This window comes from Curtobacterium sp. Csp2, assembly GCF_013347165.1.
This window is the reverse complement of sequence record NZ_CP054593.1, coordinates 67,510-91,366: the sequence shown is the minus strand read 5'-3', so window position 1 is coordinate 91,366 and position 23,857 is coordinate 67,510. Positions and strand designations below refer to the sequence as shown.

Sequence of the window (23,857 nt, the reverse complement as noted above, 5' to 3'; positions counted from 1 at the left end):
GACCCGATGCAGGCCGAGCTGGACCGCGTGGTCGAGCTCCTCGCGGGCAAGCGGATCGCGGTGCTGTCCGGGGCGGGGCTGAGCACCGACTCCGGGATCCCCGACTACCGCGGCGACGGCCGGGTGGTCCGCAAGCCGATGACCTTCCAGGAGTTCCGTTCCGACGCCGCGAAGCGGCAGCGGTACTGGGCCGGCTCGCACCTGGGGTGGCGTTCGTTCGCCGCGGCACGTCCGAACGCCGGGCACCGCGCCCTCGCCGCGCTCGAGCGAGCGGGGCTCGTCACCGGGGTCGTCACGCAGAACGTCGACGGCCTGCACCTGCGGTCCGGGTCGCGCCGGGTCGTCGAGATCCACGGCTCGATGGACCGCGCGGTGTGCCTGACGTGCGGGCAGGTCTTCTCACGCGCCGACCTCGCCGCCGTGCTCGACCGCGAGAACCCGTGGATCGACGAACCCGGGAACGTCGAGCTGCAGCCGGACGGTGACGTCGAGATCACCGACGTCGAGCGCTTCCGCGTGCCCGACTGCTCGGTGTGCGGCGGGGTGCTGAAGCCCGACGTGGTGTTCTTCGGCGAGTTCGTGCCGGCCGAGAAGTTCCGCGAGGCCGTGTCGATCGTGGCCGACGCGGACGCGCTCCTGGTCGTCGGGTCGTCCCTCACCGTGAACTCCGGCGTCCGCCTGGTCGACCACGCCACGCGCCGCAAGCACCCGGTCGTCATCGTGAACCGCGGCACCACCCGCAGCGACCGGCGAGCAGCGGTGAAGATCGACGGCGGGACCACCGAGACGCTCGAGGCCCTGGCAGCGCGTCTGCTGCCGTCTGCGATGATCGACGGGTGACGACGCTCCTCACCCTGGTCCGGCACGGCGAGACCGACTGGAACGCGCAGCGCCGCATCCAGGGCTCCACCGACATCCCGCTCAACGCCACCGGCCGTTCCCAGGCGGCCGCGGCCGCAGCACTCCTCGCGCGTCGGTCCTTCGACGCCGTCGTCGCGTCGCCGCTCTCGCGCGCGTACGAGACCGGGTCGATCATCGCCGCCCACCTCGGGCTCGACGTCCCGTCGACCTACCCGGGCCTGGCCGAGCGGTCCTACGGCGAAGCCGAGGGCCTCACCGACTCCGAAGTCGTCGAGCGCTACCCGGACGACGTCGTCCCCGGACGTGAGTCGCGGAGCGCCCTCCTCGCCCGCGCCACCGAGACCCTCGGCGAGATCGCGGTCCGCTTCGACGCCGGGTCGGTCGTCGTCGCGACGCACGGCGCGGTGATCCGGGCACTCGTCAACGCCGCCGCTCCCGGCACCGCGGACCGCTGGTCGACGCCCATCCGCAACGGGTCGGTGCACTCGTTCCGCTGGGACCCCGAGCGCTTCCGCGCCGAGCTCGTCCGGTTCGACGACCCGCTGGACGAGGTCTCCGAGCTGACCGGCGACGAGTCGTTCGCGGAGCAGAACCCGCTGGAGCGCCGCGGCTGACCCACGACGGCGTCCCGCGGAACCCGCAACCCTCTGACCGTCGCCGGACTACGCTCCGCTGCACGGACGGCCGGCTCCCGGGCCGCCCGACCCGGACGGTGTGAGGGGGACGGCATGGACGCCAGGCGGACCGACGACGACCCACCGTGGTCCGAACGCCCCCTGCCCGACGGTCGGCGCGCCGCCGCGGTCCCGGGTCGGCACGCCGCCGCTGACTCGGGTCGGCACGCCTCCGACGACGACCTGGACCGCGCGTTCGGACCGGACACGGCGGCGGTCCGCGCGGTCACCGGGGCGCAGCGCCTGCGACGGGGGTCCCTCGTGCTGCTCGGGTTCGTGGTCGCCGGCGTCGTGATCGCCGTCGTGCTGTCGACCATCGTCGGCAGCGTGCAGAACGGCGTCGGCGGGGTGTTCCCGCAGCCGCAGGCGGCCCTCGACCGGTTCCGCGCCGACGCCAGCGCGGTCCCGGGCGTGCAGGCGGTCCAGGACCCGACCACCGACAAGCAGGCCTTCGCGGCGTACGACGTGGCCGCGGTCGTCGTGGTCGACACCGCGCTCTCCCCCGGTCAGCAGGTCGACGTGGTCACGCGGCTGAGCGCCGCCGCGGCCGACGCCGGCGGCAACGGCGTCCGGGTGACGGCGATCGCGCGGATCGGGGCGCTCGACGTCGGGGTGTCCGCGGACGCCACCGTGAGCCGGCAGCGGTTCGAGGTCGCCCGCTCGGTCGCGGACATCGGCGGCGTGGTGGCGGTGCGCTCCTCCTCCGGGCCGGAACGCACGGCGGACGACCCGGCACTCCAGCGGGTCGTCGTGGTGACCGGCGGGACCGGAGCAGCGCTCGACGCCGTGGTCGCGACCGCGTCGGAGCGGACGCACGCCGTCTTCCCCGGAGCGACGGTCACCGCCGCCGACCGGTGACACGGCAGACCACACCGAGCACGGAGCGCGGCGGACCACGCCCCGAATGGTGCGCAGCGGTCCACGCCGGGCGCAGTGACGCGCCGTGCACGCGGTCCGGCTCGGGCGACCGTCAGCCGCGGCGTCGCGCCCGGTCGGTCACCGCACGTTCGACGGCCTGCACGACCTGCTCGGCGGAGTCCGCCCAGCGGAACCGCGCGGCCTGCTCCAGCGACGCCGCCGACGCCGTGTCCCAGCGCTCCTCGAGCCGACGGACGGCGGCGGCGACGGCCGCGGGCGACGACGGGTCGAAGTACTCCGCGGCGTCGCCGCCGATCTCACGGAAGATCGGGATGTCGCTCACCGCGACCGGTGTGCCGACACCCATCGCCTCGACGAGCGGGATGCCGAAGCCCTCGTCGAGGGACGCCGTGACGAGTGCCGTCGCGGACCGCAGCGTCGCGAGGTACTCCTCGTCGGACGCGCCGTCGTGCCACACGATCGAACCCGCCGGTGCGAGCCGCTCGAGCCGCAGTCGGTCGGCGTCGGACACCCGGGACATGCAGTGCAGCGTCCAGTCCGGCCCGAGCAGCGGCAGCGCGGCGGCCAGGGTCTCGACGTTCTTGTACGGCATGTACGAGCCCATGTAGACGAGGGAACGCTGCCGCCCGGCCGCCGGGTCGCGCGGTTCCGCCGGGTCCGCCGCGTTGTACGCGACCGTGACCGGGCGCTTCGTGAGCCGGTGCTCCGTGATCAGGCCGGCGGTCGTGCGCGAGACCGTGACCACGCCGTCGGCGCCGTCGAGCAGGAAGCGCTGCGGCGCCCAGCTGAGGTGGAAGAGCCGCCAGCCGAGCCGGATCGGCCACGAGAACTCCCGCGGGGGCGTGCGGTTCCGGTAGTAGATGAGGTCGTGCAGGGTCAGCACGAGGGCGTACCGCCGGCCGCGCGAGCCCATGGTCTGCATGGGCGAGAACACCGCGTCCAGGCCGAGCCGGTTGACGACCCGGGCGACGAACGGCTCCCCCGCGTCGGTCGGCGCCGGGACGAGCTCCCACGGCAGTCCGGACGGCAGCGACTCGAGCTGCCGTTCGTCGTGCACGAGCAGCACGGCGTCGTGCCGGTCGGGCAGGTGCGCCGCGATGCCGGCGGTGAAGCGGCTGATGCCGTCGTGCCGCCCGATGCGGACGTACCGGCAGTCGATGCCGATCCGCAGGCGCGTCACGAGGTCGCCCCGTCCGCCCGGCCGGACCCGGTCCGCCGCGGGTGCCCCGCGCGACGCGGTCGGTCGGCCATCCGCCGGAGCACGGCGTCCGCCGCCGCGCCCGGGGTCTCGTAGTGCACGAGGTGTCCGACGCCCGGGACCACCACGAGCTCGGCGTCCCGCAGCCGGGCCGCGAGGGCCTGCTGCTCGGGCACCGCGGTGATGTCGTCGTGCTCCGCTGCGACGAGCAGGACGGGCACGTCGATGCGGTCGGCGTACTCCGACACGTCGTGCGTGACCGAGGTGCGGAACGCCTCGAGCACGCTCGTGCGGTCCGCGAACGCCGAGAAGTACCGGTCGTGCTGCTCGTGCACCCAGCGGCGGAGGTCGCGGTCGTGGCTCTTGAGCATCGCGACGCTCATCGCCCGGACGATCGCACGGTTCCGGAGCAGCCCGAGCCCGAGCGGCCGCGGCAGCAGGGCCCCCGCGCGGTAGTACCCGATCGCGATGCCGGTGGCGACGGCACGCGGCCCCTGGAGCGCCGGCGCGGCGATGGGGTTCACGAGGACGAGCAGCCGCGTGCCGAGCCCGGCGGCGACGGCAGCCGCGGTGACGATCGAGCCGAAGGAGTGGCCGAGCACGACGGTGTCCCGCGTCAGCCAGAGGGCTCGGTGGAAGCCGGTGAGCCAACCGACGTAGCCGTCGATGTCCGACACGGGCAGCGGGTCCGAGATCCCGAAGCCGGGCAGGTCCGGCACGAGCACCCGCTTGCCGACCAGGTGGGCGGCGATCGTCTCGAGGCCGTGGTGGTCGCCGCGGAACCCGTGGACGGCCAGGACCGTCTCCTGCGCGTCGGCCGGCCCGTACTCCCAGTAGTGCGTGGTGCGGCCGTCGACCACGACGGAGCGGTGCACGACCGGCGTCGACGCCGTCAGCGACTGGTACGGGGAGATCACGGGCGCTCGCATCCCGGCCAGTCTACGAAGCGGACCACGCCCCGGACCGCAGCCCACCCCGACGAACCGGACCGCAGCCCACCCAGACGAACCGGACCACGCACCGGACCGCAGCCCGCCCCGGCGACGCGCCCCGTGCCTCCAGGCCGGCGGACCGCACGCGACGGAACGCGACCGAACGCGACCCGCGCAACCCGCGGACAGTCGCAGGGCCGCGCGCCTACTGTGGCGGGGACGGGCCACGCCGCCGGCCCGCCGACCTTCGACGAGGAGCACGGTTGACGTTCACGGCCCCGATCCAGCTGCCCGGACTCACGCTCGACCCGCAGTGGCACAAGCGCTCGGTCTTCTACGAGTGCATGATCCGCTCGTTCGTCGACTCGAACGGCGACGGGATCGGGGACATCCAGGGCGTCATCGGCAAGCTCGACTACCTGCAGTGGCTCGGCGTCGACGCCCTGTGGCTGCCGCCGTTCTTCCAGTCGCCGATGCGCGACGGCGGGTACGACATCCAGGACTACAAGGCGATCCTGCCGGAGTTCGGCACCCTCGACGACTTCCGCGAACTCGTGACGAAGGCGCACGAGCGGAACATGCGCATCGTCATCGACATGGTGCTCAACCACACGAGCGACCAGCACGAGTGGTTCCAGCAGTCCCGCGAGGACCCGGACGGCCCCTACGGCGACTTCTACGTCTGGCGCGACACCGACGAGCACTACCAGAACATCCGCATCATCTTCGTGGACACCGAGGAGTCGAACTGGACGTTCGACCCGGTCCGTCGACAGTTCTTCTTCCACCGGTTCTTCTCGCACCAGCCCGACCTCAACTACGAGAACCCCGCGGTGGTCGAGGCCGTCTACGACGTCGTCCGGCACTGGCTCGACATGGGCGTGGACGGGCTCCGGCTCGACGCCATCCCGTACCTGTTCCAGTCCGAGGACGGCAACGGCGAGGGCGAACCGGAGACGCACGAGTTCATCAAGAAGCTCCGCGCGATGGTCGACGACGAGTACCCCGGCCGCGTACTCCTGGCCGAGGCGAACCAGTGGCCCCGCGAGACCGCCGCGTTCTTCGGCACCGACGAGGAGCCCGAGTGCCACATGGCGTTCGACTTCCCGGTCATGCCGCGCATCTTCTACTCGCTGCGCGCGCAGCACGCCGCCGAGCTCAAGGCGATCCTGTCCGAGACGCTCGACGTCCCGGAGAAGGCCGCGTGGGGCGTGTTCCTCCGGAACCACGACGAGCTGACCCTCGAGATGGTCAGCGAGGAGTACCGCCAGGCGATGTACGGCTGGTACGGCTACGACCCGCGGATGCGCTCGAACATCGGCATCCGCCGTCGCCTCGCGCCGCTGCTCGACAACTCCCGCGCGGAACTCGAGCTCATCCACGCGCTGCTGTTCTCGCTGCCGGGCTCGCCGTTCCTGTACTACGGCGACGAGATCGGCATGGGCGACAACATCTGGCTGCCCGACCGCGACTCGTCGCGCACGCCCATGCAGTGGACACCGGACCGGAACGCCGGGTTCTCGACCGCCGACCCGGGCAAGCTCTACCTGCCGGTCGTCCAGTCGCTCGTCTACAACTACGCGCAGGTGAACGTCGAGGCGCAGCTCGCGCAGTCCCGCTCGCTGCTGCACTGGGTGCGGAACGTGATCCACGTCCGCAAGGCGCACCCGGTGTTCGGGATGGGCAGCCTGCACGTGCAGGACACCGACAACGAGTCGGTGCTCGCGTTCGTCCGCTCGTGGGAGGGCTCCGGGCAGCAGTTCGGGCCGAGCGCCGAGGACGTCCTGTGCGTGTTCTCGTTCGCCACGAACCCGACGTCGGTCACGGTGTCGGCGCCGGAGTTCGCGGGACGGCCGCTGTACGACCTGTTCGGCGGCGGGTCGTTCCCGTCGTTCGACGACGAGGGGAACGTCACGCTGACGATGGGGACGCAGTCGTTCTACTGGCTGCACGTCGGGCGGCCGGTCGCGCAGTAGGGAGCGGACCGGTCCGTCGGTCGCGGTCGCGTCCGGTGGGTGGTGCCGGCACCCGCCTGGAGGCACGGCTCGGGTCCGGCGGGCGGGTCGCGGTCGGTCGTGTCGGACCGTACGGCTAGCCTCGGCACGTGACGTACTCCGCAGCAGTGACCGACACGTCCGCTCCGGGCGCCCCGGTGCAGGACCTCTCCGGTCGCCCCTGGTGGCACGCACTCGGCGTGTTCGACCTCGAGACCACGGGCGTCGACGTCGAGACCGCCCGGATCGTCACCGCGCACGTCGGGCTCATCGACATGACCGGACGCTCCATCGTCGAGGGCGCGTGGGTGGCCGACCCGGGCATCGCGATCCCCGAGGGCGCCGCCGCGGTGCACGGCTACACCACCGAGCGGGCGCAGGCCGAGGGCCGTCCCGCCGGCGAGGTCGTGGCCGAGGTGATCGCCGCGGTCGAGGCCGTGTTCGCCCGCGGCATCCCGCTCGTCATCTACAACGCCCCGTACGACCTCACGGTGCTCGACCGCGAGGCCCGACGGCACGGCCTGCCCTCCCCCGTGGTCGGCAACGTCGTCGACCCGCTCGTGATCGACAAGGCGCTCGACACCTACCGCAAGGGCAAGCGCACGCTCGAGGCCGCGTCGGCGCTCTACGGCGTGCAGCTCGACGACGCCCACGACGCCGGGGCCGACGCCGTCGCCGCGGGAAGGGTGGCGCAGGCCATCGCCGCGAAGTACCCGGAGGAGCTCGGCGTCTCGGCCGAGGAGCTCCACCGGAAGCAGGTCGGGTGGTGCGCCGACCAGGCGTCCTCGTTCCAGGAGTACATGCGGAAGCAACGCGATCCGGCGTTCACCGCGGACGGCCGCTGGCCCCACCGCGGGACGGCGCCGAGCATGTAGCATCGCCGCGGGGGCTCGTTCGACTGCGAACGTCCTCAGCCCCTGCTCGACGACGCACCGACCGGGAGACCGCCGCACGTGTTCCTGAAGACCTTCGGGTGGTCCCTCGTGATCACCGTCCTCGCCCTCGCCACGGCGCTGATCTACGGCAGCTGGACCGCCGTCGTGATCACGCTCATCCTCGGTGTGCTCGAGATCAGCCTGAGCTTCGACAACGCCGTCGTGAACGCGCGCATCCTCGAGCGGATGAGCCCGTTCTGGCAGAAGATGTTCCTCACCGTGGGCATCGTCATCGCGGTGTTCGGCATGCGTGTGCTCTTCCCGCTCCTCATCGTCGGCATCACGGCGCAGCTGAACCCGGTCGAGGCCGTCCAGCTCGCGCTCGAGAAGGGCCCGATCGACGAGCCCGGCACGTACGCCTACCTGCTGCACGAGGCGCACCCGCAGATCGCGGCCTTCGGCGGGATGTTCCTGCTGATGATCTTCCTCGACTTCATGTTCGAGGACCGCGACATCCTGTGGCTGAAGTGGCTCGAGCGCCCGCTGCACGTGATCGGCAAGCTCCCGATGGTCAACGTCGTCGTCGCCCTCGTGCTGCTCGCCGTCTTCGCGGTGTCCTCGGGCGACCACCAGAGCGTCGTGCTCATCGCCGGCATCGCCGGACTCGTGACCTACTTCCTCGTCACCGGACTCGGCGGACTCTTCGACGTCGACGACCCCGAGGACGAGGGCGATGCGCTCGAGAGCACCGACCACATGGTCGCCGAGGCCGACCGCATCGTGCAGAAGCGCCGCCTCGGGCACGTGGCCGGTCGTGCGGCGTTCCTGCTGTTCCTGTACCTCGAGGTCATCGACGCGTCGTTCTCGTTCGACGGCGTGATCGGCGCGTTCGCGATCACCGCGGACCCGATCATCATCGCCCTGGGCCTCGGCCTCATCGGCGCGATGTTCGTCCGCTCGCTCACGGTGTTCCTCGTCCGCCAGGGCACGCTCGACGAGTTCGAGTACCTCGACCACGGCGCGCACTGGGCGATCGGCGCCCTCGCCGTGATCCTGCTCGTCACGATCACGACCGAGGTCAACGAGGTGGTCACGGGCCTGATCGGCGTCGTCTTCATCCTCGCCGCCTTCATCTCCTCCGTCGTCCGGAACCGCCGCAAGGCCGCGGCCGAGCAGCCGGCGGAACCCGCCCAGCTCGTCCACTGATCCGCGCGACGACACTGGTCCCGCGCGGACGACACCGAACTGCTCCAACGAAAGGTCACACCATGGGACTCAGCCTCCAGAAGGGCCAGTCGCTCTCCCTCACGAAACAGGACGGCAGCGCACTGACGCGCGTGCGCCTCGGCCTCGGGTGGGACGCCGTCGCCGCGAAGCGCGGGCTGTTCGGCGGCCGGAAAGAGGCGGAGGTCGACCTCGACGCCTCGGCGATCTTCTTCGACGCCCAGGGCGCGCCGATCGACTACGTCTGGTTCAACCAGCTCCGCAGCAAGGACGGCTCCGCCCAGCACACCGGCGACAACCTCACCGGCGCCGGTGAGGGCGACGACGAGACGATCCGCATCGACCTGAGCGCCGTGCACCCCGCCGTCGCGCAGATCGTGTTCGTGATCAGCAGCTACAGCCGCCAGACGTTCGACAGCGTCAAGAACGCGTTCTGCCGGGTCGTCGACGACTCCACCGCCGGTGCACCTGAGGTCGTGCGCTACGAGCTCACGGAGTCCGGACCGCACACCGCCATGGTGATGGCGAAGGTGGCCCGCGGCTCGGCCGCCTGGTCGTTCAGCGCGATCGGCGAGCGGGCGAACGGCCGCACCGTCCAGGACCTGGTCGCCCCCGCGGCCGCGGCCCTCTGATCAGGGAACAGGAGACCTCCGTGGCGACCCTCTCGCTGTCCAAGGGCAACAACCTCTCGCTCACCAAGACCGACCCAGGTCTCCGGCGCGCGATGATCGGTCTCGGCTGGGACCCGCGCACGACCGCCGGTGAGCAGTTCGACCTCGACGCCTCCGCGCTGCTCGTCGGCGCGAACGGCCGGGTGCGCTCGAACGACGACTTCATCTTCTACAACCAGCTGCAGTCGAACGACGGCTCGGTCGTCCACCAGGGCGACAACCGCACCGGCGAGGGCGAGGGCGACGACGAGCAGATCCTCATCGACCTCGACGCTGTCGCCGCGGACGTCGAGCGGGTCGTCATCGTCGTGACGATCGACCAGGCGGACGCCCGTCGGCAGAACTTCGGGCAGGTCCGCGGCGCCTTCTGCCGGGTCGTGAACGACGAGACCGGCAACGAGGTCGTGCGCTTCGACCTCACCGAGGACGCCGCGTCGGAGACCGGCATGATCTTCGCGGAGATCTACCGGTACAACGGTGAGTGGAAGTTCCGCGCCGTCGGCCAGGGCTACGCCACCGGACTCCGGGGCGTCGCGACCGACTTCGGCGTCGTCCTCGACTGACCTCCGCATCCGCACCGACAGCACCACCTGGAAGGACCCGATCATGGCTGGACTCTCCCTCGCCAAGGGCAACAACCTCTCCCTCACGAAGACGAGCCCCGGGCTGACCGTCGCGACGGTCGGCCTCGGCTGGGACCCGCGCACGACCTCGGGCGAGCAGTTCGACCTCGACGCGTCGGCGCTGCTGCTCGGCGAGTCGGGCAAGGTCCGCTCGGACGCCGACTTCATCTTCTACAACCAGCCGCGCAGCGTCGACGGTGCCGTGGCGCACCAGGGCGACAACCGCACCGGTCAGGGCGACGGAGACGACGAGCAGATCACCGTCGACCTGCAGGCGCTCCCCGCCGACGTCGTCCGCGTGGTCATCGCGGTGTCGATCGACCAGGGCGAGGCCCGGCGGCAGAACTTCGGCCAGGTCCGGAGCGCGTACTCCCGCGTGCTCGACCAGGACGGCAACGAGATCGTCCGCTACGACCTGTCCGAGGACGCGGCGCCCGAGACGGCGATGATCTTCTCCGAGCTGTACCGCAACGGTGCCGAGTGGAAGTTCCGCGCCGTCGGCCAGGGCTACACGACCGGCCTCGCCGGCATCGCCACCGACTTCGGCGTCCAGCTCGGCTGAGCCGCTCCCCTCGACCCGCGACCTCGCGACCCCTTCGAACGACCCAGGAGACACCGATGCCCGGACCCCTCGCACCGCCGGAGCCCGCTGACTCGTCCGAGGACGCCCTCGTCCTGCGGCCGGCCGACGCGGCGGAGACGATCACGCCCGACGACGCCCCCGGCATGGTGCCGGTCGACGCCGAGCGGCAGGCGCAGATCGCGGCGCAGGCGCGCGAGTTCGTCGACGAGGTCGCCGCGCTCGACCCGCGCTCCCCGGCCTTCGGCGAGAAGGTCGACGGCATCAACCAGATCGCGAGCAGCGAGATCGCCCGGTCCGGCGGGTTCTCGTCGCGGATGCTCGAGCGGTCGCAGTCCTCGGTCGCGGGGGCCCGCCGGACGGGCGACAGTGCGCAGGTGAAGGTCGCGACGACCCTCGGCGATCTCCGCTCGACCGTCGAGGACCTGACCCCGAACCAGGCCGACCTCAGCACCGGCCGGAAGATCCTCGGGATGATCCCGGGCGGCAACAAGCTCGCGAAGTACTTCCAGCGCTACGAGTCCGCGCAGACGCAGCTCGACCGCATCATCAAGTCGCTCATGGCCGGCCAGGACGAGCTCCGCAAGGACAACGCGACGCTCGCCGACGAGAAGGTCCAGCTGTGGGAGACCATGCAGCAGCTGAGCGAGTACGCCGTCTTCGCGAAGGCGCTCGACCAGGCGGCCGTCACGAAGGTCGAGTCGCTGCGGAACGCCGGCCGCGTGGACGAAGCGCAGAAGCTCGAGTCCGACGTGCTGTTCCCGGTGCGCCAACGGCACCAGGACATCCTCACGCAGCTCGCGGTCTCGGTGCAGGGGTACCTCGCCATGGACCTCGTCCGCAAGAACAACACCGAGCTCATCAAGGGCGTCGAGCGAGCGCGCACCACGACCGTCGCGGCTCTCCGCACCGCGGTCGTCGTCGCCCAGGCGCTCGCGAACCAGCGCATGGTGCTCGACCAGATCGACGCCGTGAACAACACCACGAACGCGATGATCCTGCAGACGAGCGAGATGCTCCGCGACCAGACCACGCGGATCCACCAGCAGGCGACGAACTCCGGCGTCAGCGTGGAGACCCTGCAGCGTGCGTTCGACAACGTGTTCCAGACGATGGACGCCATCGACTCCTTCCGCTCCGAGGCGGCGAAGAACATGTCGTCGACCGTGAGCGCGCTCGAGGCGGGCATCCAGCGGGCGAAGCCCTACCTGGAGCGCGCGCGGCAGAGCGACGACGACCCCCGGTCGGTCGCCCGATGACCTCCACGGCCCCGCGCCGTGCGTGACCGCTTCCGGGCGCTCTTCGGCCGGGACGACGACCGTGCCGACCACCGGCACGACGACGGGCACCGGACGTCGACGCCCGAAGAAGCGGCTGCGGCCGCCGCGGCCCGGATCGACGTCCGCGGTGCCGGCGGCTCGGCGGACGACCGTGCCGTCGCCGCCGGGCTCGACGACCTGCGCGCGTTCGTCCGTGCCGCGGGAGCCGACCTGCCGACGGTGATCGCCTCGCGGATCCGCCACGTCGAGGACCTCCTGCGCGAGGCCGCCGACACGACCGTCGCCCGCGGCGCCTCGACGGAGCAGCGCTACCTGTTCCAGGCCGTCGTCGACGACTACCTGCCCACACCCGTCCGCACGTACCGCTCGCTGCCCGCGGCGGACCGGCGCGACGACAGCGACGCCACCCGGACGCTCGCCGACCAGCTCGACGTCGTCGCGGAGACGGTGGAGGACATGCACGAACAGATCCGGAGCGGCGCCATCGCCGAGCTCTCCACCCACGGCCGCTTCCTGCGGGAGCGTCTCGGTGACGGCGATCCGGGGTTGCGACTCCGCGGAGCGGACTCGTGAGCGGGCGGCTCGTCCCCGGGGCGAACGCCGCGCTGACGGCCGAGAACCCCGGCCTGACGGCGGTCGTCGTCGGCATCGCGTGGGACCAGATCGTCAGCCGTGGTCCGTCGGCCGAGCTCGTGCCCGTCGCCCTCGTGTGCGGCGCGGACGGACTCGTGCTCTCCGACGAGGACCTCGTCTTCTTCAACCAGCTCGAGAGCGCCGACGCCTCCGTCGCGTACCTCGACGAGTCCGACGACGAGGAGATCGACGTCGACCTCGGGTCGGTGCCGGACGTCGTCGACAAGATCGTCTTCGCGGTGTACCTCGACCCGGACCGCCGCTCCCCCGGCGACCTCGGCTCGGTGCGCTCGATGTCGATCCGCGTCAGCGCGCCGGACGGCCGCGAACTGGTGTCCTTCGCGCTGCCGTCGGACCGCAACCACACCATCGACGCCGTGATCCTCGGCGAGCTGTACCGGCACCGGACGGACTGGAAGTTCCGCGCGGTGGGCCAGGGCTACACGACGGGGCTCACGGGGCTCCGGAACGACCACGGCATCGGTCGGCGGCGATGACCTCGGCGCACCCGTACCTCCGGCGGCGGGTCCCACCGGTGCCGCGGGACACGGCCGGCACGCAGCGCGCTGCGGCGACGCCACCGATCGCAGGACCGACGGACGGTGGCGCCCCGACCCGGGGGACCGGGCTGACCCTGTCCGGCCCCACGGCGCGGACGACGCCCTCCGTCCCCCGCACGCCGTCCGTGCCGAGTCCGGGGTCCGCCCCCACACCGACGTCGACCGGCCCGTCGGCGCGCGTCGCCGCCAGGCTCGCTGCCCGCGCTCGACGGGTCCGTCCGTTCCCGGCTGCCGACCCGCGCGACGTGCAGGTCCTCGACGCCGGGACGCCCGTCGTCCGCGTCGACCGTCGACGCTCCGCCGTCGGGAGCCTCGTCGTCGCCGGTTGCACGAGCACGGTCTGGGAGAGCACCGACCACGTCGTCGGCGCGGCGACCGTCGACGGCGCCACCGCCGGGCGAGCCGTCCAGACCCCGGGCAACCGGCCGCTCGTCGGGTTCGACGACGGTGTCGCCCTCGTCGCGCTCCGGCACGTCCGCAGTCTGCGCCGTGCGCTGTTCATCGCGAGGGGCGCCGAGCGGATGACCGTCGCACTGCACGACGGCACCACCCTCGCGGTCGATCCCGGCACTGGTGACACGACGACGATCCTCGCGCTGTCGGTCGTCGACGGGGAGCTCGAACTCCGCGCCGAACCGTTCCCCCGGGCCCCGCACGACGGCGAGGTCTTCGCCGCCTTCGGGTTCACCCTCTCCGCACCGTCGATCGGAGCCTGACCCGTGCGCCACTTCGCCGAGCTCGAACGGAGCGATCCGGACGGGCACCGGGCGTTCTTCCGGCAGCCGCCCGAGGACGTCACCCGGAGCAGCGACACGGCCCTCCGTGCGGTCGCCCTCGGCGCGACGCTGTACACACCGGGGATCCGTCCGGACCTGGTCCGTGACGTCCGCCGGCAGCGGGAGCTCGGGGCCGCCTCCATCGTGCTCTGCCTCGAGGACTCGGTCGCCGACGCGGACCTGCCCCGCGCCGAGGACAACGTCGACGCCGCGCTCCGCGAGCTCGCGCGGTCGGAGGACCCCGACACGCTCCCGCAGCTGTTCGTCCGCGTCCGTGACGCCGAGCACCTGGCGCGCTTCGCCGACCGGGTCGGACCAGGGGCGCTCGACGTCCTGACCGGCATCGTGCTGCCGAAGTTCGAGGCGCAGGACGGCGTCGGGGACCGCTGGTTCCGGGTCCTGGACGACTGCAACGCCGGGCGCCCGGACGACCACCGGCTCGTGGTGATGCCCATCCTGGAGTCGCCGTCGATCATCCACCGCGAGACCCGCACCGACGCCCTCACCGCGATCCGCGACGTGCTGGTCGACAGGCGGCGCGACGTCCTCGCGGTGCGCATCGGCGCGACCGACCTGTCGAGCGTCTACGGGCTCCGGCGGCCGTCGCACCTCACGGTGTACGACGTGCAGGTGCTGGCGTCCGTGATCGGCGAGGTCGTGAACGTCCTCGGTCGCTCGGGCGACGGGTTCGTGGTCGCCGGCCCGGTGTGGGAGCACTACCCCGACTCGGACCGGGTCTTCCGGACGCAGCTCCGCTCGACGCCGTTCGAGCAGGCGGGCGACCTCGCCCTCCGCCGGCAGCTGCTGCTCGAGGGCTTCGACGGGCTGCTGCGCGAGGTCACGCTCGACCGCGCGAACGGCCTGACCGGCAAGACGGTGATCCATCCCCGGCACGTGCCCCTCGTGCACGCGATGTCGGTCGTCAGCGACGAGGAGTTCTCCGACGCCGAGGACGTGCTCGCGAACACCTCGGGCGGTGCGGCGGCATCGCGCTACGGCAACAAGATGAACGAGATGAAGCCCCACCACGAGTGGGCCGAGCGCACGCTGCTCCGGGCCCGTGCGTTCGGAGTGGCCGCACCCGACGTGACCTTCGTCGACCTGCTGGAACGGAGCCTGCCGTGACCCTGCCCACGCCCGCCGACCTCGGGGTCGTGCTCAGCGACGCGCCGAAGGACACCGACGCCCCCGACAGGACCGCAACCGTCCCGCTCGGCGAGCTCGTGCGCGTCGCCCTCCGACGGAACCCGAAGCGCGCGCACCTGCTCGTCTCGACCGTCCTCGCCAAGCACGTCCCCACGGTGCCGGCCGTGGCCCTCGCCGCCGGCGAGGTCCTGGGCGCCCGCGTCGCTGACGTCCTCGACGACGGACACCGGGTCGACGACGCGACGATCGGTCGCCTCACGGCCCTGCTGCCGACGGCCACCACGGACGGGGAACGGGACCGCGCCGACCGGCACCGCGCCGCGACCATGCTCCGCACCGACCTCGCCGTCCACCGCCCGGACCACCCGGACGTCCTCGTTCTCGGCTTCGCGGAGACCGCAACCGCCCTCGGCGCGATGGTCGCCGAGACCCTCGGCGCGCGGTCCCTCCACTCGACGCGGCACGACCCCGAGGGTGCCGTCGCCGCGGCGGGCTTCGACGAGGCCCACTCGCACGCGACCGCCCACCGACTGCTGCCGGAGGACCCGGACTGGCTCCCCGGCGACGGCACGGTCGTCCTCGTGGACGACGAGCTGAGCACGGGCGCGACCGCCCGAGCGACCATCCGCGCGCTCCACGCCCTCGCACCGCAGCGACGCTGGGTGGTGGCGACCCTGGTCGACCTCCGGACCCCGGCGGACGTCGCGGCCACCGACGCCCTCGGTGACGAGCTCGGCGCGCCCGTGACGGTCGTCGCGCTCGGGCGGGGCGCGGTCTCGCTGCCCGACGGCCTGCCGCAGGCGGCCGCCGACCTCATCGCGGCCCACGCCGTCGACCTCAGCCCCGGCGCCGTCAGCGCCGACAGCGCCAGCCACGTCGGGACAGGGGACGACCCGACAGACGCACCCCGTGCCTCCCGGCCGGCCGCCGAGGTGACCACCCTGCGGGCCGCACCGACCGCGACGGACCGCACCGGCGTCCCCGCGAGCCGCACCCGCCTGCCGCGCACCGACGTCGAGGGCACCGCCGCCGACCTCCGGTCCCTGCTCGGGGCCGCACCCGGACGCGTGCTCGTGCTCGGCGCCGAGGAACACATGCACACGCCGCTCGTCGTGGCGGACGCGCTCCGGCGCACCGGGCTGGACGTGACGTCCTCGACCACCACCCGCTCCCCCGTCGCCGTGCTCGACGACCCCGCGTGGCCGGTGCGGTCCGGGATCGGGTTCCGGTCGCGCGAACGGACCGTCGACGGTCCGGGTGAGCGGTACGCCTACAACGTCCGCGGCTTCGACGCGATCGTCGTGCTGCCCGAGCCGGGGACGGACCGCGCGCTGCTCGACGGCGACGACGGCCTCCTCTCCGCCCTGGCCGCGGTGACGCCCCGGGTGGTCCTCGTCGAGTCGGCGCTCGACCGGTCCGGCGGCTCCCCCGCCGACACCGGGCCGCGTCCGCTGACCGGGCCGTCGTTCGGGTCGTACGAGCCCGACGACGTCACGTGGCTGCTGCAGGACCTGGCCGACGTCGCGCTCGAGGCCGACACCGCCGACCGGGAGCGCGCGATCCAGCTCGAGGGCGCCAACTACGCCGAGTCGCTGCCCGTCGAGTACGTGCCGTCGCCCGCCTACGAGCGGCTCTACGAGGACGCGCTGCACCGCTCGGCCGACCGCGTGGCCGAGGCGGTCGGCACCGTGACCGAGCTCGTCCTGCACGACCGGGAGCGTCCGGTGCTCGTGTCCCTCGCCCGGGCCGGGACCCCGATCGGGATCCTCGTCCGCCGCTGGGCTGCCCGGTACCACGGCGTGCTGCTCCCCCACGTCACGGCGAGCATCGTCCGCGGCGTCGGCATCGACGAGACCGCGCTCCGGTGGCTCGCCGCCCACCACGACCCCGACCAGGTCGTCTTCGTCGACGGCTGGACCGGCAAGGGCGCGATCACCCGGGAGCTCACGGCCGCGCTCGACCGGTTCGCGGAGACCGACGGCGTCCGGTTCCGGGACGACCTCGCCGTCCTGGCCGACCCGGCGGGATGCACGCCGTTACACGGCACCCGGGACGACTACCTCGTGCCGTCGGCGTGCCTCAACTCGACGGTGTCCGGCCTGGTCTCGCGCACGGTGTTCAACCGGTCGGTGACGCCGCTCGGCACGCTGCACGGTGCGAAGCAGTACCGGCACCTGGGCGACCGCGACCACTCGCGAGCGTTCGTGGCCGCGATCGAGGACCGGTTCGACGCCGTCCGCCCCCGGGTGATCGCCGCGCTGGCAACCGACGCGGCGCAGGCCCCCACCGCGGCCGCGGCCGCCGCCGACCGCGCGGTGGACTGGCGGGGCATGCGCACCGTCGAGGCGATCGGCGCCGAGTACGGCATCGAGGACCTGCACCTCGTCAAGCCCGGTGTCGGCGAGACGACCCGCGTGCTGCTCCGCCGCGTCCCGTGGCAGGTGCTCGTCCGCGACCCCGAGGACGTCGACGTCGCACACGTCGTCGCCCTCGCTCGCGAACGCGGCGTGCCCGTCGTGACCCGGCCGGACCTGGCGTACAGCTGCGTGGGTCTCATCCACCCGCTCGGCAGCCGGGTCGTCGAGCAGCCCGTCACGGCGGCCACACCGTGAGCGCCGTCGTCGGGTTCGACCTCGACCGCACGCTCGTCTACTCCGCGGCCGCCCTGCTGCTCGAGGGCCCGGACGACCAGGCACCACCGCTCGTCGTCGCCGAGGTGTACCAGGGCGCGCCCCTGTCCTTCATGACCCGTCCCGCCGAGGACGCCCTCGCCGCCCTCGGCACACGCGCGACCGTGGTGCCGGTGACGACCCGGACCGTGGCGCAGTACCGGCGGATCCGCCTGCCCCTGCCCACGGACGGCTGGGCGGTCACCACGAACGGGGCCGTCATCCTGCACGGCGGCACGCCGGACGCCGAATGGGCGGAGTCCCTCCGGTCGGACATCGCGTCCTCGTCGGCGCCGCTCCCCGAGGCCGAGGAGCGCTTCCTGGGCCTCCTGCCCACCGGCGCCCTGCTCCGGAACTACCGCGCCGAGGAGCTGTTCGTCTACGCCGTCGTCGACCGCGCGGCGCTGCCCGACGCCGCGCTGCAGGACCTCGTCGCCGCGCTCGACCTGCTCGGGTGGGTCGTGTCGCTCCAGGGCCGCAAGCTGTACGCGGTGCCCCGGGCGATCCGGAAGGAACGTGCCCTCGCCGAGGTCGCCGCGCGTGTCGGCGCCACGACCACCGTCGCCGCGGGCGACTCGCTGCTCGACCGGGACATGCTCGCGTGGGCGGACGTCGCGCTCCGGCCGGCGCACGGCGAGCTCCACGCCGTCGGGTGGACCGCGCCGCACTGCACCGTGACGCACGCCTCGGGCGTGCGCGCCGGCGAGGAGATCGTCGCGCTGGCCACCGCGGCGGTCGCGCGGGCCTGACCGCGCCGACCGGGCCGAGCAGTCGGGACGCGCGCCGGAAGGCCCGCACCGCCTGCCGGCCCGCGTCCGCCACGCGTCCACCCACCGGCCTGGAGGCACGGCGCCACCCCGCCCCGCGCCTCCCGTCCGTCCTCACGCGCTGAGCGACAGCTCACGCGCTCGCGACCCCGTGACGTGTCGCTGGGCCCGAAACGTGCCCCAGCCCTCCCGTCGCGCGCCCGCGAGCGCCCGCCCGCACACGCAGAACGGGCGGCCCTCCCGGAGGAGGACCGCCCGTCAGGCGTTCGGGACCTACTTGCTGAAGCCCTTGAAGCGCTGGTTGAACTTCTCGACGCGACCGGCCGAGTCGAGGATGCGCTGCTTGCCCGTGTAGAACGGGTGCGACGCGGACGAGATCTCGACGTCGATGACCGGGTAGGTCGCACCGTCGAGCTCGATGGTCTTGTCGCTGGTCGCGGTCGAACGCGTCAGGAACGTCTCACCGGAGGCCAGGTCGCGGAAGACGATGGCGTTGTACTCGGGGTGGATGTCGGTCTTCATGGAGATTCCTCGGTTGGAGATGGTGGGAATGTGCGGGCACTCGAGTAAGCACCGCACGGGAAGTCTGCGGCGTGCGCCAGCCGTCCACGATACCAGAAGACGGGCCGGAACAGGAGCAGGTCAGGCCGCGCGTGCCGTCCAGCGGCCGGCGTCCTCGGTCACGGTGAGCGCGACGCCGAACGCCTCGGTCAGGGTGGCGTCGGTGAGCACCTCGTCGATCGCGCCGGAGGCCTGGACGTGGCCGTCGGCGAGCACCAGGGCGTGGGTGAAGCCCGCGGGGATCTCCTCGACGTGGTGGGTGACGACGACGATGGCGGGCGAGTCGCTGCTCTGCGCGTAGCCGCCGAGCGTCCGGACCAGGCTCTCGCGGGCACCGAGGTCGAGCGACGCGGCCGGCTCGTCCAGGAACAGGACCTCGGGGTCGGTCATGACGGCACGGGCGATCTGCACGCGCTTCTGCTCGCCGTCGCTCAGCTCGCCGAAGGTGCGCTCCGTGAAGGCACCGAGGCCCCACTCCTCGAGCACGCGCTGGGCGCGGCGGACGTCGAGCTCCTCGTACTCCTCGTTCCAGCGCCCCGTGACCGAGTACGCCGCGGTGAGCACGACGTCGACGACCTTCTCGGTCACCGGGATGCGCCGGGCGAGCGCGGTGGACGCGAAGCCGATGCGCGGACGGAGCTCGAAGAGGTCGGCGCCGCCTAGGTCGGTCCCGAGCACCTCGACGGACCCCGACGTGGGGAACGTCTGCGCGCCCGCGACCTGCAGCAGCGTGGTCTTGCCGGCACCGTTCGCGCCGAGCACCACCCAGCGTTCGTCGTCCTGCACCTCCCACGAGATCCCGTCGAGGATGGTGGCCCCGTTGCGGACCACGGAGACGTCTGACAAGCGCACGACCGAGGGCATGTGCTCCAGCCTACGGGTTCTGCGCGAGCACCTCGTCGTAGACCTGCCGTGTCCGGTGGGCGATCGCGTCCCACGTGAACTCGGACTCCACGCGGAGGCGTCCGGCGCGGCCCATGAGCTTCGCCAGGCCCTCGTCGGCGAGCACCTCGTCCAGGGTCGCGGCGAGGTCGGCGACGAAGCGGTCGGGGTCGTTCGGGGTGCCCGTGCCGTCCTGCGCCTGGTCGATGGGCACGATGCGCCCGGTCAGACCGTCCGCGACGACCTCGGGGATGCCGCCGGTCTTCGTGCCGACGACCGGGATGCCGCACGCCATCGCCTCGAGGTTCACGATGCCGAGCGGCTCGTAGATCGAGGGGCAGACGAACACGGTGCCGGACGACAGCACGTTCACGACCTCGCGGTGGGAGAGCATCCGGTCGATCCAGACCACGCCCTGCCGCGTCTCGCGGAGCGACTCGACGAGCCCGGTGACCTCGGCCATGATCTCGGGAGTGTCCGGGGCGCCGGCGCACAGCACGATCTGGACGTCCTCGGGGAGCGAGGCCACCGCGCGGAGCAGGTACGGCAGGCCCTTCTGCCGCGTGATCCGGCCGACGAACACCACGGAGCGCTTCGACGGGTCGATGCCGAGCGCGCGGACGGCGTCCTCGTCGACGGTCGGCTTCCACTCCTCGATGTCGATGCCGTTGTAGACGACCCGCACCTTCGCCGGGTCGATCGACGGGTACGAGCGCAGGATGTCGGCCCGCATGGCCTTCGACACGGCGATCACGCCGTCGGCGTTCTCGAACGCCTCGCGCTCCATCCAGCTCGAGAGCCGGTAGCCGCCGCCGAGCTGCTCGGCCTTCCACGGGCGGAGCGGCTCGAGGCTGTGGGCGGTGACCACGTGCGGGATGCCGTGGGTGAGCTGCGCGATCCGTCCGGCGGCGTTCGCGTACCAGGTGTGCGAGTGCACGAGGTCCGCACCGGCGACGTCGGCCGCGATCGCGACGTCCGTGCCGAGGGCCTGCAGCGCGCCGTTCGCCTGTTCCAGGCCGGCGGGCGTGCGGTACGCCCAGACATCGGTCTCGTCGCGGAAGGCCCCGAAGGCCCGCACGCGGACGTCCGTGTCCGTCCCCGACCGCAGCGCTGCGGTGAGTTCGGCAACGTGGACACCCGCTCCGCCGTAGACCTCCGGCGGATACTCCCTGGTCAGCAGATCGACTCGCACTGGTTCAACGTAACGGGTTCGCTGTCCGGACGCCTACTGTGAACCACATGGCACCAAAGAAGGTATTCGGCATCGTCCTCGCCGGTGGCGAGGGCAAGCGGCTCATGCCGCTCACCGCCGACCGCGCGAAGCCCGCAGTCCCGTTCGGCGGGAACTTCCGACTCATCGACTTCGCGCTCTCCAACCTGGTCAACTCCGGGTTGCAGAAGATCGTCGTCCTGACGCAGTACAAGTCGCACAGCCTCGACCGCCACGTCGCGGAGACCTGGCGCATGGAGGGGCTCCTCGGCTCGTACGTCGCCTCGGTGCCCGCGCAGCAGCGACTCGGCAAGCGCTGGTTCGCCGGGTCCGCCGACGCGATCCTGCAGTCGCTCAACCTGCTCCGCGACGAGCGCCCGGACATCGTCGTCGTGGTCGGTGCCGACCACGTCTACCGCATGGACTTCTCGCAGATGATCGAGGCCCACATCCATTCCGGCCGCAGTGCCACGGTCGCGGCGATCCGCCAGCCGATCGGCCTCGCCGACCAGTTCGGCGTGATCCAGGTCGACGAGGACGACCCGACCAAGATCGACGCGTTCCTCGAGAAGCCGAAGGACGCCGTCGGGCTGGCCGACTCCCCCGGCGAGATCCTGGCGTCGATGGGCAACTACGTCTTCAACGCCGACGCCCTCGTCGACGCGGTGCTCCGCGACGGGCAGATCGAGACGAGCAAGCACGACATGGGCGGCGACATCGTCCCGGACTTCGTGTCACGCGGCGACGCCGGTGTCTACGACCTGCAGCGCAACGACGTGCCCGGTTCGAACGAACGCGACCGGTACTACTGGCGCGACGTGGGGACGATCGACTCGTTCTTCGATGCGCACATGGACCTGATCGCGCCCGTCCCGGTCTTCAACCTGTACAACCAGGACTGGCCGATCTTCAACCAGCAGACGAACCTGCCCCCGGCGAAGTTCGTCCGCGACGGCAACGGCAACACCGGCTCCACGGTCGACTCGATCGTCTCGCTCGGCTGCCTGCTCTCCGGCGCGCAGGTCGAGCGCAGCGTCATCGGTCCCTGGTGCGGGATCGACTCCGGTGCGAAGGTCCTCGACTCGATCGTCTTCGAGCGTGCGTCCATCGGCGCCGGCGCGATCGTCAACCACGCGATCCTGGACAAGGACGTCGTCATCGCGCCCGGCGCGCAGGTCGGCGTGGACCGCGAGACCGACGAGGCCCGCGGCTTCACGGTGACGGAGTCCGGGATCACGGTCGTCGGCAAGGGCGTCCGCGTCGAGGCGTAGCGGGCACCCGGCGGGTCACGTCGTCGACGTGGCACCACCGGCCTGGAGGCGCGGCTGACGTCACGGACGTCGGCCGCGCCTCCGGCAGTCGGTACCGTTGGTCCGTGCCCCGCTTCCTCGTCGTCCTCGATGCCGATTCCACCCTCCTCGAGGACGAGGTCATCGAGCTCCTCGCCGACCACGCCGGGACCCGGCCACAGGTGCAGGCAGTGACGGAGCGCGCCATGCGCGGGGAGATCGACTTCGCCGCGAGCCTCCGGGAGCGGGTCGCGACCCTGGCGGGCCTCCCGGCCGACGTCTGCACGCGCGCGCAGCAGGCGGTCCGCGTGACGCGGGGCGCCGACGAGCTCGTCCGCGGCGTGCACGCCGCCGGCGGGACCGTGGGCGTCGTGTCCGGCGGGTTCCACGAGGTCCTCGACCCGTTCGCCGCACGGCTCGGGCTGGACCACTGCCGGGCCAACCGGCTCGAGGTCGTCGACGGGGTCCTGACCGGCCGGGTGTCCGGCGACGTCGTGGACGCGGCGGCGAAGGCCGAGACCCTGCGGGCGTGGGCCGCGGAGGACGACGTGCCCCTCTCGCGGACCGTGGCGGTCGGCGACGGTGCGAACGACGTCGTCATGCTCGGCGTCGCGGCGCTCGGCGTGGCGTTCGACGCGAAGCCGCTCGTGCGCGCGCAGGCGGACGTGGCGGTCGTGGACCGCGACCTGTCCGCCGTGCTCGCGACGCTGGGCCTGCGGGGCTGACCCGGCCCGCGGGACGGCCTAGTGGCCCATCCCGAGACCGCCGTCGACCGGGATGACCGCTCCGGAGACGTACCCGGCGCCGTCGCCGGCGAGGAACAGCGTGGCCGCCGCGACGTCCTCGACGGTGCCGTAGCGCGCCGCCGGGATCTGCTTCTTGAACTCGGCCTGCAGCTCCTCGGGGAGCGCGGCCGTCATGTCGGTCTGGATGAACCCGGGCGCGACGACGTTCGCCGTGATGCCGCGGGACCCGAGCTCGCGGGTGATCGACCGCGCCATGCCGACGAGCGCCGCCTTCGACGAGGCGTAGTTGACCTGGCCGACCTGGCCGTACGCACCGACGACGCTCGACATGAGGACGATGCGGCCGAACTTCGCCTTCATCATCCCCTTCGTGGCGCGCTTGACGACGCGGAAGGTGCCCGTCAGGTTGGTGTCGACGACGCTCGTGAAGTCCTCCTCGGACATGCGGAGCAGGAGCTGGTCGTTCGTGATCCCGGCGTTCGCGACGAGGACCTCGACCGGGCCGAGCTCGGCCTCGACCTGCGTGAACGCGGCGTCGACCGAGGCGGAGTCGGTGATGTCCGCGGCGACGGTGAGCGCGCCCTCGGGTCCACCCGTGCCGCTCCGGGAGGTCACGGCGACGCGGTGGCCCTCGGCGACGAAGCGCTCCGCCAGCGCGTGGCCGATGCCGCGGTTGCCGCCGGTGATCAGGACGGTTCGGGGGGTGCTCATGGTCGCTCCGTTCGTGTGGTGGTACCGGGCGTCCGGTCGGTCGGACCCGCCGGACACGCCCGGACGAGCGTACCGGAGCCGGTACCCGCAGTTGTCCCCCGCGCGGCTGGCCCACT

Annotated in this window: 24 protein-coding genes; 18 read left to right on the top strand and 6 right to left on the bottom strand. The window is 72.4% G+C overall.

Translation table 11 applies throughout. The features are described from left to right. The first annotated feature begins 6 nt into the window (after nt 1-6). From HUN59_RS00420 to HUN59_RS00410, 3 genes are all read left to right on the top strand, one after another. Nucleotides 7-840 (top strand): Sir2 family NAD-dependent protein deacetylase, encoded by an 834-nt coding sequence (locus HUN59_RS00420; RefSeq protein WP_058740909.1) that lies wholly within the window; start codon nt 7-9, stop codon nt 838-840. Further along, the gene (locus HUN59_RS00415; protein WP_174777176.1) at nt 837-1,475 is read left to right on the top strand and encodes a histidine phosphatase family protein; all 639 of its coding nucleotides are present in this window, start codon (nt 837-839) and stop codon (nt 1,473-1,475) included. Before HUN59_RS00420 ends, HUN59_RS00415 begins: the two co-directional genes overlap by 4 nt. A gap of 114 nt (nt 1,476-1,589) precedes the next feature. Then, nucleotides 1,590-2,393 carry a hypothetical protein gene (locus tag HUN59_RS00410; RefSeq protein ID WP_174777175.1) on the top strand — a complete coding sequence of 268 codons (804 nt, stop codon included), beginning with the start codon at nt 1,590-1,592 and terminating at the stop codon, nt 2,391-2,393. Between the two features lie 112 nt (nt 2,394-2,505). Here the strand turns inward: HUN59_RS00410 and HUN59_RS00405 are convergent, their stop codons facing one another. Both HUN59_RS00405 and HUN59_RS00400 read right to left on the bottom strand, forming a co-directional pair. Further along, entirely contained in the window at nt 2,506-3,585 is a 1,080-nt protein-coding gene (locus HUN59_RS00405) for a glycosyltransferase family 4 protein (protein WP_174779308.1), read from the bottom strand. Nucleotides 3,586-3,590: 5 nt separating this feature from the next. Then, entirely contained in the window at nt 3,591-4,541 is a 951-nt protein-coding gene (locus tag HUN59_RS00400) for an alpha/beta fold hydrolase (RefSeq protein ID WP_174777174.1), read from the bottom strand. Between the two features lie 266 nt (nt 4,542-4,807). Here HUN59_RS00400 and treS point away from each other — a divergent pair, with 266 nt between their 5' ends. From treS to HUN59_RS00335, 13 genes are all read left to right on the top strand, one after another. Continuing rightward, on the top strand, nt 4,808-6,520 hold the full coding sequence (gene treS / locus HUN59_RS00395; protein ID WP_058740891.1) for a maltose alpha-D-glucosyltransferase: 1,713 nt from the start codon (nt 4,808-4,810) through the stop codon (nt 6,518-6,520). Between the two features lie 176 nt (nt 6,521-6,696). Then, entirely contained in the window at nt 6,697-7,413 is a 717-nt protein-coding gene (locus HUN59_RS00390; protein WP_058740911.1) for a 3'-5' exonuclease, read from the top strand. Nucleotides 7,414-7,491: 78 nt separating this feature from the next. Continuing rightward, nucleotides 7,492-8,619, top strand: a complete 1,128-nt coding sequence (locus tag HUN59_RS00385) for a DUF475 domain-containing protein (RefSeq protein ID WP_174777173.1) — start codon at nt 7,492-7,494, stop codon at nt 8,617-8,619. A gap of 62 nt (nt 8,620-8,681) precedes the next feature. Next, complete coding sequence (locus HUN59_RS00380) at nt 8,682-9,269, top strand: TerD family protein (RefSeq protein WP_174777172.1); 588 nt, start codon at nt 8,682-8,684, stop codon at nt 9,267-9,269. Nucleotides 9,270-9,289: 20 nt separating this feature from the next. Further along, entirely contained in the window at nt 9,290-9,871 is a 582-nt protein-coding gene (locus tag HUN59_RS00375) for a TerD family protein (RefSeq protein WP_058740894.1), read from the top strand. A gap of 43 nt (nt 9,872-9,914) precedes the next feature. Next, nucleotides 9,915-10,493, top strand: a complete 579-nt coding sequence (locus HUN59_RS00370) for a TerD family protein (RefSeq protein ID WP_058740895.1) — start codon at nt 9,915-9,917, stop codon at nt 10,491-10,493. 56 nt (nt 10,494-10,549) lie between these two features. Continuing rightward, nucleotides 10,550-11,770: a toxic anion resistance protein gene (locus HUN59_RS00365; protein WP_058740896.1), complete on the top strand. Its 1,221-nt coding sequence runs from the start codon at nt 10,550-10,552 to the stop codon at nt 11,768-11,770. A gap of 18 nt (nt 11,771-11,788) precedes the next feature. Then, on the top strand, nt 11,789-12,364 hold the full coding sequence (locus HUN59_RS00360) for a hypothetical protein (protein ID WP_174777171.1): 576 nt from the start codon (nt 11,789-11,791) through the stop codon (nt 12,362-12,364). Beyond that, the gene (locus HUN59_RS00355; RefSeq protein WP_174777170.1) at nt 12,361-12,921 is read left to right on the top strand and encodes a TerD family protein; all 561 of its coding nucleotides are present in this window, start codon (nt 12,361-12,363) and stop codon (nt 12,919-12,921) included. The genes HUN59_RS00360 and HUN59_RS00355 overlap by 4 nt, the downstream gene beginning before the upstream one ends. A gap of 308 nt (nt 12,922-13,229) precedes the next feature. Next, nucleotides 13,230-13,700: a hypothetical protein gene (locus HUN59_RS00350; protein WP_174777169.1), complete on the top strand. Its 471-nt coding sequence runs from the start codon at nt 13,230-13,232 to the stop codon at nt 13,698-13,700. A gap of 3 nt (nt 13,701-13,703) precedes the next feature. After that, the gene (locus tag HUN59_RS00345) at nt 13,704-14,885 is read left to right on the top strand and encodes an HpcH/HpaI aldolase/citrate lyase family protein (RefSeq protein ID WP_174777168.1); all 1,182 of its coding nucleotides are present in this window, start codon (nt 13,704-13,706) and stop codon (nt 14,883-14,885) included. Beyond that, a complete protein-coding gene (locus HUN59_RS00340; RefSeq protein ID WP_217483595.1) occupies nt 14,882-17,518 on the top strand; it encodes a phosphoribosyltransferase domain-containing protein in 2,637 nt (878 codons plus the stop codon). The genes HUN59_RS00345 and HUN59_RS00340 overlap by 4 nt, the downstream gene beginning before the upstream one ends. Beyond that, complete coding sequence (locus HUN59_RS00335) at nt 17,515-18,324, top strand: HAD family hydrolase (RefSeq protein ID WP_174777166.1); 810 nt, start codon at nt 17,515-17,517, stop codon at nt 18,322-18,324. The genes HUN59_RS00340 and HUN59_RS00335 overlap by 4 nt, the downstream gene beginning before the upstream one ends. 291 nt (nt 18,325-18,615) lie before the next feature. Here the strand turns inward: HUN59_RS00335 and HUN59_RS00330 are convergent, their stop codons facing one another. From HUN59_RS00330 to glgA, 3 genes are all read right to left on the bottom strand, one after another. Then, a complete protein-coding gene (locus HUN59_RS00330; protein WP_058743381.1) occupies nt 18,616-18,864 on the bottom strand; it encodes a type B 50S ribosomal protein L31 in 249 nt (82 codons plus the stop codon). 120 nt (nt 18,865-18,984) lie between these two features. Then, nucleotides 18,985-19,767, bottom strand: a complete 783-nt coding sequence (locus HUN59_RS00325) for an ABC transporter ATP-binding protein (RefSeq protein WP_058743382.1) — start codon at nt 19,765-19,767, stop codon at nt 18,985-18,987. Between the two features lie 10 nt (nt 19,768-19,777). Next, on the bottom strand, nt 19,778-20,977 hold the full coding sequence (glgA, locus tag HUN59_RS00320) for a glycogen synthase (RefSeq protein WP_114849919.1): 1,200 nt from the start codon (nt 20,975-20,977) through the stop codon (nt 19,778-19,780). Between the two features lie 47 nt (nt 20,978-21,024). Between glgA and HUN59_RS00315 the strand changes: the two genes are divergently transcribed. Beyond that, on the top strand, nt 21,025-22,266 hold the full coding sequence (locus HUN59_RS00315) for a glucose-1-phosphate adenylyltransferase (RefSeq protein ID WP_174777165.1): 1,242 nt from the start codon (nt 21,025-21,027) through the stop codon (nt 22,264-22,266). Nucleotides 22,267-22,370: 104 nt separating this feature from the next. After that, nucleotides 22,371-23,009: a phosphoserine phosphatase SerB gene (gene serB, locus HUN59_RS00310; RefSeq protein WP_174777164.1), complete on the top strand. Its 639-nt coding sequence runs from the start codon at nt 22,371-22,373 to the stop codon at nt 23,007-23,009. 18 nt (nt 23,010-23,027) lie between these two features. On the opposite strand, the gene fabG is transcribed toward serB, so the two are convergent. Next, nucleotides 23,028-23,741 (bottom strand): 3-oxoacyl-ACP reductase FabG, encoded by a 714-nt coding sequence (gene fabG / locus HUN59_RS00305; RefSeq protein ID WP_114850118.1) that lies wholly within the window; start codon nt 23,739-23,741, stop codon nt 23,028-23,030. Between the last annotated feature and the right edge of the window lie 116 nt (nt 23,742-23,857).